This is a genomic window from Candidatus Zixiibacteriota bacterium, from assembly GCA_040756055.1.
Lineage (GTDB): Bacteria > Zixibacteria > MSB-5A5 > GN15 > FEB-12.
This window is the reverse complement of sequence record JBFLZR010000002.1, coordinates 654,440-667,747: the sequence shown is the minus strand read 5'-3', so window position 1 is coordinate 667,747 and position 13,308 is coordinate 654,440. Positions and strand designations below refer to the sequence as shown.

11 protein-coding genes are annotated in these 13,308 nt (G+C 52.9%); 7 read left to right on the top strand and 4 right to left on the bottom strand.

Translation table 11 applies throughout. From position 1 onward, the window contains the following. Window position 1 precedes the first annotated feature (1 nt). From AB1483_06170 to AB1483_06155, 4 genes are read right to left on the bottom strand one after another with little or no spacing between them, the layout of a single operon-like run. A complete protein-coding gene (locus tag AB1483_06170) occupies window positions 2-589 on the bottom strand; it encodes an SIS domain-containing protein (GenBank protein ID MEW6412046.1) in 588 nt (195 codons plus the stop codon). Next, entirely contained in the window at window positions 586-1,353 is a 768-nt protein-coding gene (locus tag AB1483_06165) for a geranylgeranylglyceryl/heptaprenylglyceryl phosphate synthase (protein MEW6412045.1), read from the bottom strand. Before AB1483_06165 ends, AB1483_06170 begins: the two co-directional genes overlap by 4 nt. Window positions 1,354-1,357: 4 nt before the next feature. Beyond that, window positions 1,358-4,018 carry an alanine--tRNA ligase gene (gene alaS / locus AB1483_06160; protein MEW6412044.1) on the bottom strand — a complete coding sequence of 887 codons (2,661 nt, stop codon included), beginning with the start codon at window positions 4,016-4,018 and terminating at the stop codon, window positions 1,358-1,360. Then, window positions 3,981-4,628: a regulatory protein RecX gene (locus AB1483_06155; GenBank protein MEW6412043.1), complete on the bottom strand. Its 648-nt coding sequence runs from the start codon at window positions 4,626-4,628 to the stop codon at window positions 3,981-3,983. The genes alaS and AB1483_06155 overlap by 38 nt, the downstream gene beginning before the upstream one ends. Window positions 4,629-4,943: 315 nt before the next feature. On the opposite strand from AB1483_06155, the gene AB1483_06150 reads away from it, so the two are divergent. From AB1483_06150 to AB1483_06120, 7 genes are all read left to right on the top strand, one after another. Continuing rightward, complete coding sequence (locus tag AB1483_06150; GenBank protein MEW6412042.1) at window positions 4,944-5,807, top strand: DUF4388 domain-containing protein; 864 nt, start codon at window positions 4,944-4,946, stop codon at window positions 5,805-5,807. A gap of 14 nt (window positions 5,808-5,821) precedes the next feature. Then, the gene (locus tag AB1483_06145) at window positions 5,822-6,478 is read left to right on the top strand and encodes a hypothetical protein (protein ID MEW6412041.1); all 657 of its coding nucleotides are present in this window, start codon (window positions 5,822-5,824) and stop codon (window positions 6,476-6,478) included. Continuing rightward, window positions 6,471-6,701 carry a hypothetical protein gene (locus AB1483_06140; GenBank protein MEW6412040.1) on the top strand — a complete coding sequence of 77 codons (231 nt, stop codon included), beginning with the start codon at window positions 6,471-6,473 and terminating at the stop codon, window positions 6,699-6,701. Before AB1483_06145 ends, AB1483_06140 begins: the two co-directional genes overlap by 8 nt. Further along, window positions 6,694-6,882 (top strand): hypothetical protein, encoded by a 189-nt coding sequence (locus AB1483_06135; protein ID MEW6412039.1) that lies wholly within the window; start codon window positions 6,694-6,696, stop codon window positions 6,880-6,882. Before AB1483_06140 ends, AB1483_06135 begins: the two co-directional genes overlap by 8 nt. 206 nt (window positions 6,883-7,088) lie before the next feature. Continuing rightward, window positions 7,089-9,107, top strand: a complete 2,019-nt coding sequence (locus AB1483_06130; GenBank protein ID MEW6412038.1) for a tetratricopeptide repeat protein — start codon at window positions 7,089-7,091, stop codon at window positions 9,105-9,107. A gap of 166 nt (window positions 9,108-9,273) precedes the next feature. Beyond that, complete coding sequence (locus AB1483_06125) at window positions 9,274-11,289, top strand: tetratricopeptide repeat protein (GenBank protein MEW6412037.1); 2,016 nt, start codon at window positions 9,274-9,276, stop codon at window positions 11,287-11,289. Beyond that, window positions 11,286-13,298 carry a tetratricopeptide repeat protein gene (locus tag AB1483_06120; GenBank protein ID MEW6412036.1) on the top strand — a complete coding sequence of 671 codons (2,013 nt, stop codon included), beginning with the start codon at window positions 11,286-11,288 and terminating at the stop codon, window positions 13,296-13,298. The genes AB1483_06125 and AB1483_06120 overlap by 4 nt, the downstream gene beginning before the upstream one ends. Window positions 13,299-13,308 lie beyond the last annotated feature (10 nt).

Sequence of the window (13,308 nt, the reverse complement as noted above, 5' to 3'; positions counted from 1 at the left end):
CTCAAAACAGGTCTCTTTCGACCAGCTCGACTAACATGTGTATGATGAAACTGTGTTCTTCCTGAATTCTCTGGGTCGATGGGTGCGGTACGACCAGGGCGCGATCGACCATGGGCGCGAGCTTACCACCATTGCCGCCCAACAGTCCCAGACAGATCATACCGCGCTCGTGCGCCGCCTGAACAGCTTTGACCAGGTTGGCGGAATTACCGGAGGTGGAAATCACGATGAGCATGTCGCCTTTGGCGCCGAGTCCTTCGACCTGGCGCGAGAAGACATGTTCGAAACCGAAATCATTGGCGGCGGCAGTTATGACAGATGGGTCCACCGACAGGGCGACAGCCGGAAGAGACTGCCGGCTGTGTTCGGCGGTCAATCGCACAATCATCTCCGCCGCGAAATGGGAAGCATCGGCGGCCGAGCCGCCGTTGCCGGCGATGAGTATTTTACCCCCGGACCCGAGCACGCCCGAGATCACCGCGGCGGTATCGAGGATTTTCGGACCAAGCTGCTCGATAACGGATTTGCGAAGGATAGTGGTTTCCTCGCCGAGCTTACGCAAATACGATAACTGTTCTTCTCTGTTCATACTTCGATTGATTCCCTCGTGTGAGTGGCGGCGGTCAGCTCGCGAAGAAGACTGCGACTTTGGCCGCTCTCAAGGTGGTTGCCGACGACAATAAACGATGCTCCGGCCTCGACTCGGACAGCGCAATCGTCGGGCGTTCTCAGGCCCCCGCCGACAATAATCGGAATTTCGACACAAGCCGACACAGCCCGTACCATTTCCACCGGGACCGGCTGCTCTGCCCCCGAGCCGGCCTCGAGATACACCATCTTCATTCCCAGAAATTGTGCCGCCATCGCGTGGGCGCAGGCGATATCGTCTTTCGTGCGCGGAATAGGCATCGAACCGGATATGTACTGCACCGATGTCAAAGGCCCGGACTCGATGAGCATGTAACCTGTCGGTATCGGTTCAAGGCCGTACTTCTTGACCAGCGGCGCACCTTTCACCTGTTCGTCTATCAAAAAAGAAGGGTTGCGTCCGGAAATGAGCGATGAAAACAGGATAGCGTCGGCATCGGGCGTTATCTGGGCGAACGATCCCGGGAAGATTATCACGGGCAGTGAAGTCGCGCTTTTGATCTTTTTCACCGAAGCGTGAAAATTCGAGTTGAGCATGAACGATGTACCGACTAAAACAGCGTCAACGCCGCATTCTTCGGCCTGTTCACATGTTGCCAGGAAATTGTTCTCGTCGGTCTTGTCCGGGTCGACCAGGATAAAGAACCCCGCGCCGCGCTTTTGGGCGATATCCACCAGACTGTCGTAAACGCCGCCTTTGCTCATACAACTATCCTTTGCTTTCGCCGGTTAGCTCCAACACTTTATCGAATAGTTGCTTCGCGTCCGTGCCCGTATCGACCGTACCCTGGGCGAACGACAGTTTGCCGCCGCCGCGTCCGCCGAATTTGGGAAGCAGTTCCTTGGTGATTTTGCCGACATCTATCTTGAAATCTTCGGTTGCCTTGTTGCTGGCGGCCGCCATGTAAGTTGTTTTGCCGTTGACATTGCCCAGCGCTACCGCCAAAACCGGCTTGTTTTCCGCTTTCTGGGTGTCGAGCCATCCGGCCATGATGTCGCGGTCGGTCTGGCCGAAATCGTGCGTGATGTAAAGCACTCCGCCCAGAATGGTTTGCGATTGTCCGACCGAGTTGCCTTTGCCGGAGAACATCTCGGCCTTGGTCTTCTTGAGCTCTTTCTGAAGGACGCTGTGCTCTTCCTTAAGCTGCTTAACGCCAGCAAGTGAATCCTGCTCCGGACGGCCGATTATACCGGCGACATCCTGGCGGTACTTCTTGGCGTCAAGCATATACTCGATTGCCTTGCGTCCCGTGATAGCCTCAAGGCGACGCACCCCGGAAGCGATGCCGGTTTCGAGCGTGATGAAGAACGGGCCTATCTGGCTGATACTGCTTACGTGAGTCCCACCGCAAAGCTCTTTTGAAAAATCGCCGACAGAGACAACACGCACTTTCTCGTCATATTTCTCGCCGAACAGCGCCATCGCGCCGGTCTTTCTCGCGGCCTCGATATCCATGACTTCGGTGTTTACGTTCGTGCCTTTTATTATTTCGTTGTTGACGATTTCTTCCACGGCGCGAATCTCGGCCAGGGTCATTGGCTGATGATGTGGGAAGTCGAAGCGCATGTGCTCCGGCCCCACGTATGAGCCGGACTGTTTGATGTGACTTCCGAGCACCTTGCGAAGCGCCGTGTGGGTCAGGTGCGTGACGGTGTGATTGCGCATGATATCCCAGCGCCGCTCGGCGTCGACTTCGGCAGTTACGGCCGAACCGACCTTAATCGCTTCGGCGTCGCCGTGTATCAGAATACCCTCATGAATATAAAAGTCCTGATACGTAAACATGGCATGGACTTCGAGCTCGAAGCCATCGCCAATGATTTTGCCCGTATCACTAACCTGTCCGCCCGATTCCGCGTAGAACGGAGTCTTGTCGAGAACAACTGCATATGAGACCTGCTCATTGCCCTCAACACGTTTTGAAAACAGTAGCTTCGCCGGTATCGCGAGCGTATTGCGCACGAATTCGGTGGCGGGCAAATCCAACTTCTCTTTGTCAAAGGTGTTCGATATCAAAGACAGGTGACCCTCGAAAGCCGCAGCCGAACGGGATTGCTCCCGCTGACGATCCATAGCTTTCTCGAAACCCTGCTGGTCAAGAGTCAGACCCCGTTCATTGGCCATGATCTCGGTCAGGTCGTACGGGAAGCCGTAAGTATCATAAAGACGGAAAACATCCTCACCGCCAATAACCTTACCCTTCGTTCCCTCTGCGATTTTCTCAAACAGATCGAGACCCGTCTCAAGCGTGCGTCCGAACGATTCCTCTTCGGCCTTCAATACATTCTCGATGTGCGATTGCTTTTCGCGAATCTCCGGGTAAGCGCCGCCCATTTCATCGACCAGTGTCGGCACCAGCTTATAAATAAACGGCTCGTGGGCTCCCAAAAGTCGCCCGTGGCGGGCGGCGCGTCTGAGAATGCGGCGAAGAACATACCCCTGGCCTTCGTTGGAAATTCCCGCGCCATCGGCTATGGCGAACGTGAGCGCCCGCAAATGGTCGGCGATCACATGGTGCGAGGACACGTTGTCTTTGTATTTCGATTTCGTTGTTTCCGAGATAGCCTTAATCAGCCTCCTGAACAGGTCAATCTCGTAATTGGAGTCAACGCCCTGCATGATGGACGCGATACGTTCCAGTCCAGCGCCAGTATCAACCGATGGTTTGGGCAAATCTATAACCGTGCCATCCGGTAATTGGTCGTACTGCATAAACACCAGGTTCCAGATTTCGATAAAACGTTCGCCCTCGCCGTTGACTTTGTCTTCGGGACCGGTGCCGAATTTTTCGCCGCGGTCGAAATGAAGTTCGCTGCACGGGCCGGCCGGGCCGATATCGCCCATCGACCAGTAGTTGTCTTTCTTTCCGAACCGCATCACGCGGCCGTTCTTCAGCGGACTGGCGATCTTTTCCCAGAGCGCGAATGCCTCGTCATCGGTTTCGTAAACTGTAGCGTAGAGCTTGTCGATCGGCAGCTCGAGCACTTTCGTGACCCACTCCCAGGCAAAATATATCGCTTCTTCCTTGAAATAATCGCCGAACGAAAAGTTGCCGAGCATTTCAAAGAAGGTGTGGTGACGGGCGGTAAAGCCCACGTTATCGAGGTCGTTGTGTTTGCCGCCGGCACGGATACATTTCTGGCAACTGGCGGCTCTTTTATAGTCCACTCTGCGTTTGCCGGTGAAAACGTCCTTAAACTGGTTCATCCCGGCGTTGGTGAACAAAATCGTCGGATCGTCGAACGGAATGACCGGTGACGAGGGGACGACGCGATGGTTGTTTCGTTCGAAATAATCGAGGAACGATTGTCTCAGTTGGGCGGTGTTAATGTCAGTTGTCCTTTTCAAGAGAGTTAGACAGTTTTTCAAAAGCTTTTCTGGCGGCATCGTAGCTAAAGCCGCGCCGCGCGAGGTAATTATATGCTTTATTGCGGGCCGTTTCAAGCTCAAACTGGCTCAGCTGCGCCCACCGCCGGTGAAGCGCCGCGATGGCCCGGTCGCTTTCATCGGAGCGGGACAGCACCATCTGCGCCGTCTGTTCGGCCAGAGAACGGTCAATCATTTTCTTCTGTAAATAGGCCATGAGATATGCCATGCCGCAGGGTCGGTTTTCGACCATCTTCTGCGCGAGCTTGTAAGCATACTGAGCGTCATCGAGCACTCCCTGGCGACGGTATTTCCGCACGACATCATCAATAACTGTGGCCACAAACTGTCTGCGCTTGAGCTTGCTTCTCAGTTCGCCAACAGAGTGCTGCCTCAGGGCCAGCAGGCGCGCGGCCTCGCTGTCGCAACGAAACATCTCGGACTCCTGCCTGAGTACATCGTGTTGCGACTGCGTGATTACAACACCTTCGACCAGGCGATGGCGATGTACGGTTTCCTCGGAAACGACCAGCAACTGATCGCTGTTGGAAAGCACGATTTTGACCCTGCTGCCTGAACGAATCAACCTCAGGATTTTTATCTGACTGCTCATATCACGTAACCCGCTCTAACAAATAATAACCTTGAGGAATCGTAATAGATTATAAACAGCCGCATCGGCTTAAAGACAACATTAAAGTGCCCAACAGTACCGAAAACACCCAACAAAATGTCAGTTGTCGCAATTCAATGTTGACAGTCGATGTAGTTTGCGGTATTTTTAGGCTGCGAAAATAGGTGAGGGTAACCTATTACTACATCGTTGTTTTGACAGAGGCAATATTTGGTTCCCCATATTTGATTGTCTTTCAGTAACTAAAACGAGTGGCATTTTTTGAATTGTCGGAGAGGTTATTAGGGAGCTTACATGGAATTAGGATTACAGGGAAATATAGAGAAATTCACACTGCCGGAAATCTTCCAACTGATTGCATCGAGCCGTAAATCAGGAACGCTGGGGATTCAAAAGGACGATTCCATCGTCATGGTTTACTTCAAAGAGGGAGAGATAATCTACGGCTATGGTCCTCGTCAGACTTTCCACCTTGGACAACTCCTCAGGGACAAGCGGGTAATCACAGGCGAGCAGCTTGAAGAAGCGGTGGCGATTCAGGCCAAGACCGAAAACAGCAAAAGACTCGGCGAAATACTAACCACACGAGGATTTATCGACCGGGCCGATCTTGAAAAAGTCGTGACCAAACAGATAGAAGAACTTCTGTTTTCGCTCCTATCATGGCGCACCGGTTCGTTCAAATTTTACGAGAACCAGTTTCCCACCGAAGAAGAGATTACCGTGAGGTTGTCGGTGGAGAATGTCATCCTCGAGGGACTTCGGCGCATCGACGAAATGAACCTGGTCAACGAAACCTTCACGGATCTCGATGAGGTCTACACGATATCGGCGACGCAGGGGGGACGCTCGCGGCAGGTGAGTCTTCAGGCGCAGGAGTGGAACGTGATGGCGTTGGTCGATGGTCACCGTTCGATCAGCGACATCTGCCGGGCAACCCCGGACGATCGCCACGAAACGCTAAAAAAGCTTGCTCAGTTGAAGCTGGCAGGCCTAATTACGAAAGCCGATGTTCCCAGAGGGACCGGCACGAAAGATATCGAAGGTATGGTTAACCGGTTGGCCGGGTTGTTCGAAGAATACCTGACAGAGAGATCATCAGCGCGTCCGGCCGAGAATCGCATGAAAAGCACATTTCTGGAGTTGGATAAGAATTGAGTCAGCAGGAGACATTGAAATCCCTCGAGACTCTTCTGGAGTCATTCCTCGAGCGAGTGGTGAAATCCAAGGAAGAAAGACTGTCGGTTCTCGAAGGGATAAACCGTCTCGATGACATCGCCCGCATGTCCCGTCTCGGGACGGACATCACCGATCAGATGGGTGACTGGTTTGCCACGCACAACCGATGGTTGACCGATAGTAGTCTGGGGACGGCCGATGTTCAGCGGATTACGGGGATACTGGGTGAGTTCAAAAAAGAGCTCCGGGTATCCAATGAATCCTCTCCCGCTGAGGACAAGATTCGCACCGAGATTGACCGTTGGTCTGAGGCCCAACCCAAAACCTCGCCCAAACTGGTGCTCAAACGCGGTCCGGAGACCAAAGCTCCATCCTTGCCGATAGTTCCCAAAGACACTATTATTATGTTTGACAACAAGTTAGAGCGACTAACGGCGATTTACAAAGATTATTGCCAGGGGAAACAGCATTTGTTGTCGGTTGCCGATGACCTCCTCAAGGCGGCGAAACTTCAACGCAATAAAGATGCCTTGATTTTGTCCGCCTTTATCATATATTACCTCAAGCAAAACGGTTACAAGGTCGAACCGTACGTAAAGAAACTCAAAGAAGCCGAAACAATCCTTAAGGAAGGTGCGTTAGATGCTTAGCGGTGGCGAAAAAGCTTACTGCGGTGCTCTACTGGCGCTGAAACGCAAGGATTACACAACGGCGCTCGAGCAGTTTGAAATCGCCGCGCCTTTCTTCGGAGAGGACAAGGAATTCAAACTCTACTTGGAGACCACACGGCTTCTGGTGAAAGTGAAAGAGAAATTGGCTCGACCTTTAACCGCGGATGAAATAGACATCGAGGAGGTTTTCTCAAATGGCTAAGAAACAAAGCTTTGCGGATAAGTCCTCAAAAAAGGCTCATGCCATGACATGCCCGGTCTGTAACGAGACTTTGCAGTTTGTCAAACATGTCAAGGCTGTCAAAGGCGAGAACGGAGCCTGGAAATTCCGCGCCCAGAACGTTGGCGTGTGCAAATGCAACAACGCCGAGGTTTATGGTTAATCGTCTTTAGCGAAACAGTTTTGTTCCGATTATAGGGTGGTTTATCCACCCTTTTTCTTTGCATTCAGCACACATTGTCGAATCTCTTTGAATCTCACAACACAAAATCTAAATACTTTTCGACACCGCACAACAACTTCGCCTGTTATACGTACATATAGGCAAGGAAGAAAAAACGTAAAAAGGGCTCAGTGAGGGTGGGGGCATTGCTTCAAAACAAATCTCAGCTTTTCATCGAAGCCTGTTACTATTCGGTCATAGGTCTGTTTGTCGTTGGATACTTTTTTCCGCAGGCGCGCCTGTGGGGGATAAATCTCTGGACCTATTTTCCGGCAACCGTCGCGTTGCCTGCGCTTGCGGCGGCGCTGCTGGCGCCTTCGATAATCAGGTTCTTCGGCCGCGAAACGCGGGGCCAAAATGTCCGTCGGCATCAATCATTCTGGCTTTGGGCGGCTGTCGTTGCGGTTGTGTTCGGCGCTTCGTTTTATCTGCTGCGGGTCAGGCTATATTTTCTGGGCGATGGTTACACGCTGATAGCGAATCTGGCCTCGGATAGCCCGATAGTCAAGATGCGGAATTTTGGCGAGATGATGGCTCACCAGTTGGCTTTCGCCATAATTGGCAAAGGTGGGGAAAAACAGGCAACGCTCGCCTACCAGATCGTATCGTACATCGGAGGGGCGGCTTTTATAGTCACCGCTCTTTATGCCTCGCGTTTACTGTTCGATGAACTCAAATCGCGGATACTCTTTTTATTGGGGCTTCTAACGGGCGGGTACATGCTTTTGTTTTTCGGCTACGCCGAACATTACTCGCTCTTCGTACCATCGGTGACGTTGTACACACTTATCGGTATCATGGTCTCCAATGGGCGAATCCATCGCTTATATCTGCTGATTCCCCTCATGCTGAGCATTTTTTTTCACGCTTTCGGGATTATGCTGATACCGTCGGCGATTTACCTGCTGACTGCCGGTACCCGCGCGGGTGAGAGGTTTTCGAGGTTTTCAGTTCCGATCAAAATCGTCATAATATCGCTGGCGGTTGCTGTCACCAGCGCCATGTTTTTCTTCTTTTATCAGACCAGCTACTTTTTCCGTCTCGCCTTCGTTCCTTTCTGGCAGGGACGATTTACACTCGAGGGATATACACTGCTGTCGTGGCCGCATCTGGTGGATCTTTTCAATCTGGTCATCCTGTTGTTCCCTGGCCTTCCGCTGGTGCTGGCGGCGCTGTGGTTCACGCGGGATAAACAAAGTCTTGTCAGGGGGGAGACAGTCTTTTTCGGATTGCTGCTTTTGCCGGCTCTGACCGCCGTCGTGCTGCTCGACCCGAAACTCGGCATGGCCCGCGATTGGGATCTGTTCGCCTTTGCTTCGGTCGTAACGGTGTTCGCCGCTTTTTATCTGCTGCTGCGACGAGGTATTTCGTCAAGAATCTCGTTCATGGCGGCAATTCTGGCAATAGCGCTGGGCGCGTACTCGCTGGGAGCGCGGGTGGCGGGACAGGTGGATAAAGACATCGCGCTCAGGCAGGCTGTCGATTATGCCAAACTCGACAAGAAGAAAAACATGTTCGCTCTTTTTCAGATGCACGACTACTGCTGGAAATACACTGACTACGAACGCTCGCCACTCTACAATTTCGACTGGGAAGGTAATTTCCCCGAATGGGGGCTGGTGCAGACGGGGCTGAAGCTCAAGGCCGATGGCATGTGTGGCAAGGCGATGCCGCTGTTTGAAAGCGCCATCAAGGAACACCCCGCCCTGGCGCTGGCGTATTACGGGCTGGGTTCGTGTTACCTGACAGTTGGCCGGGTGGACAGCGCGGTGTATTATCTTGAGATCGCCAACGGTTTGAATCCGCACGATATTCACATCCACAACGATCTGGCGCACGCCTACCTGAGTGTCAGGGATCTTCACAAGGCGGAGATACACTTTGAATCCGCGATTTCGATCGATGGCACCAACATGCAGACCTACGTTAATCTGGCGGAATTCTATTCGCTGAGCGGGCAGGATGAGAAAGAGCTGGAGATCCTCCGGGGGGTAGCGTCGCTCGATGACGCACCGGCTGAGATATTCAAGCTCCTGGGTGATTATTATATCCGGCACAGATTTTTCGACGATGCTTCACGGGAGTACCAGATAGCGCTGGAGAAGGGGCTTCCCCGCGACGAACTCGAGCCTGTCATTCGCACCTACCCTCAGCTGAAATTGTAGCCCACGACCTTTTGCTTGCGCGAAGGGCGTTTCATCGGCACCGGTGATACAGACAATCATGGGCCGCGCGAATCCATTCACTCCGATGTAATCTCTCTTGTTATAAAACCGACAGGGTGTTATATTATATCACGAGGGAATGCAGAATCTTTAAGATCGTTTTGTCGTGAACAACTTAATCGTAACTGAAAAGAAGCTATGGGCAGCTGTCTTTGCGGCTTACTATTTGACCCTCACAACGTTTCTGACAGCTTCCTTTTTTCCACAGTATCGCCTGTGGGGATTGAATCACTGGGCCTACTTTCCTGATTCAGTTCCCGTCATCCTTTTTGGGGTCGGCGCTATCCTGCCCCTGGTGGCGTACCAGCTCAGTAGAAGGAAACTCAGGTTGAATTACACCATCGCCACAGTGTTGGCCATCCTGGTAATGGCGGTGCTGTTCTACTTCATGCGCGACCGAACGCACTTCGAAGGCGATGGTTACCAGGTGCTGACCCTTCTTGCCGAGGAAAGCCCGGTGGTGAAGCTGTCCAATTTCGGTGAGACACTGATACATCGCGCCCTCTACAATATCATTGGCGGCGGGGGGGCCGACCAAGCGCTTATCACGTATCAGTCATTATCCTGTCTGGCGGGACTCGGTCTGTGTTTGTTCATCGCGTACGCCTCACGCCGATTGTTCGAAGGCACAACCGATCGCGCCCTCTTTTTATTGGGCATGATATCCGGCGGGTATATGCTTCTTTTCTGCGGTCACGTGGAGAACTATTCGTTTTTCGTCGCCAGCGTGGGTGTTTTCGCGCTTACCGGTCTGATGGCGTCAGGCGGCCGGATCAGCAAATGGTTTGTTCTGCCGCCGCTTTTGCTGGCGATCTTTTTTCACGTGTTCGGGGTTTCCCTCGCACCGGCGGCCTTCTACCTGCTGGTGAACGATACGAAAGGATGGCGGCAACTCTCACACCGAGGTCCTGTCTTTAAAACAACTATGGTGCTTGTCGCGGCCGTTGTGGCGTTGGCGCTGCTGTGGTATTTCTACAATGTTTCTCATTATTTCAGGCTTGCCCTCGTGCCCCTGTGGAAAAATCGATTCACTGTCGATGGCTACACCTTCTTTGCCCCCAAGCATCTGGCGGATATCGTCAATCTTATTCTCTTCTCGCTGCCGGCGATGCTGCTAATTCTGATTGTCATATTGTTGACGCCCGGCCGCAAATCTTTCAGGAATCCCGCGCATACTTTCCTTCTGGTAATGGTGCTGTCGACAGTTGCGGTGGCGGCGATATTTAATCCGCGTCTGGGAATGCCGCGCGACTGGGACCTTTTCTCGTTTGTGGGCATACCGCTGGTGGTTGGCGGTTACTATTTACTGATAAAAAACGCGCGCAGGGTCAGGTACTACCCGGCTATCGTGTCGATGGCTGTCGCTCTTGGATTTTTGTCACTGGTTCCTCGCGCGGTGGGACAGACGAGCGTGCAGATAGCTACCTCAAGGGCATTCGATAGCGCCATGCTGGATATGAAACGCAACATCTTCATGCTTTTGAAAATGCACGACTATTTCTGGAAGCGGGGTGATTACGAGCGTTCTCCGCTTCTTTATTTCGAGTGGGAGAGGCACTACCCTGAATGGGAGATGGTGCAGACGGGTCTGCGACTGCGCGAGCAGGGACGAACTGATCAGGCTATGGCGGCCTTTCGGGGCGCGATTAAACATAACCCCCTTATGGCATCGGCCTATTTGAACCTGGGATCGTGTCATCTCGCCCAGGGTCATCCCGACAGCGCCATTGCCAATCTTGAGATAGCCGAGGGGCTCAATCGATATGACCCGCAGATTTGGCGTGAACTGGGAATGGCTTATCTTGCCGAAAGGCAATACGGGCGGGCCGAGGAATCATTCACAAAATCAATAGCCCTCGACCCTGACGACATGCAAACATATGCCGGGTTGCTTCAAACCTATCAGCTCGGTGGTGCGACCCGCGAGTATCTCGATTTGCTCTATCAACTGGCCTCGCGGCCTGACGCGCCGTATTTCGTTTTTCAAAAGCTTGGCGATCATTTCGTTTCGCGAGGTTCGTACTCGCATGCCGCGGCGCAGTATAGAACCGCTCTGGCGAAGGGAATGCCCGAGCAAGAGTATGAACTGATACGTCAAAGATATCCACAGATGGGGCTATGACAACAGGCGCTAAGTCCGACAATCAAGCATGGCTGCTTGCGACAATAACCTATTATCTCGTTGTCGTCTTGTATCTGCTCGCATCACTACTCCCGCAATACCGGTTGTGGGGGTTCAGTCACTGGGCATATTATGAATGGTGGGTTCAACTCGGACTGCTCGTCGTTGCCGCAATAGTCCCGCCACTGGTATGGTCGGTAAGACGCCGGGTCTCTGACGTTTCGTATCCCCTTGTGGCAGGCGCCGTGACAGTCGTGATGGGACTGTCATTTTACGTCTTCCGCGCCAGGACTCATTTCGATGGTGACGGGTATCTGGTAAAATCGATGCTGGCCGAGGAAAACCCGCTGATCAAGTTCACCAACTTTGGAGCGGTGGTTGTGAATCGATTCGTGTATGGACTGCTGAGCGACATCGGGCCGGATCCATCGCTTCTAACTTTTTACCTAATCTCTTTTGTCGCCGGGATCGTGTTTATCATCTCGGTGGCGGCTGCTGCCGAGGTGGTAGTCGATAAGTCGCGTCATCGAACCCTGTTTCTGCTGGGAGGCGTTTCCGGCGGCTATATGCTTTTGTTTTTCGGCCATGTCGAGAATTACTCGTTGTTCGCCGCCACAGTGGGTGTATTCTGCACCGTGGGTGTCTGGATAGCGGCCCGAAGGTTGAACCGGTGGGTGATACTTTTGCCGCTGGGTGTGGCGCTGCTTCTTCATGTACTCGGCGTGACGTTGATCCCGGCAGCGGGCTACATTCTGATTCGTCGGACGCGTCTTGCGGCAGCAATATCGAACGCCGCATTGACTCTTAAAATCGCGATCGTGTCCGTTGTGGCCGCGGCTCTCATCGCCGCCTTCAGTTATCTCTATTCCACCAGGTACTATTTTCGCTTTGCTATTGTCCCGCTTTTCAGTGATCGTTTCACCCTCAACGGTTACACGCTGTTTTCTGTGACGCACCTGATGGATCTGTTGAACCTCGTGATGTTTTTGCTGCCGGGCCTTCCTGTCGCTTTGTTAGCGTTGATGAAGACTGATGGGCGTCGAGCGTTGCGGCTGCCCAAGATCCGATTTCTGCTCATGGTTCTCGTGTTCTCTTTGGCGGCGGTTGTGATGTTCGATCCCAAACTGGGTATGCCGCGCGACTGGGACCTTTTTGCGTTCTTTGCCATACCGCTCACTTTCCTCGTTTTTTCCATGCTGCTAAAGGATTCCGGCAACCTCAAGATGGCAGGCAGCATAGCTGTGCTGGTCATTGCGCTGGGACTGGTGGCTTTATTCTCGCGGGCATATAACCAGACGAGCGACGAAATTTCGGTGGGGCGCATGCGCCGCTGCATCGAACTCGACCCGCTCAGAAACAGATCCGGTGTCTGGGTGATGGTTGGATATTTCAATGACCGCGGCGACACGCTTGCGGCCCAGAGCGAGTTCGACAATGTGGTGGATGGTTTCCCCGAGTGGCAACTCAATAAGAATGGTTCCGACTTGATCGGCGCCGGCGAATATCGCAAGGCGATAGGATATCTCCGTCAGGCTCTGTCAATCAACCCCGGCTATTATCTGGCCTACTCCAACCTGGGGTGCGCCTACCTGTATTTGAAGCAGTACGACAGCGCCATCGCCTACTATGAAATCGCCAACGGCATCAATCCGGGCAATTCGACCGTGACCAGTAATATGAGCGGCGCTCATTACTATCTGGGTCATTACGCCGAAGCCGAGGAGCATGCTGTCGAAGCTTTAAGACTGGACTCGACAAATGTGGCGGCTGTCTTGAATCTGGCCATGACCTACAAGGCCACCGGGCGATACCAGGAGTATGTCGGTTGTCTCGAAAAAGGATGTTGCATGGGCGATGTGCCTCTAAAACCGATTCAGGATTTGCTCATTATTTACATCAACCAGGGCAAATTTGACCGGGCGTCAAGTCTGTTGCCGCGCGCCATAAGTCGCGGCATGGATACCAGCCAGGTTCGAATGCTCCGCGAGCGATACCCCCAACTGCGTTAGACGATTTTAA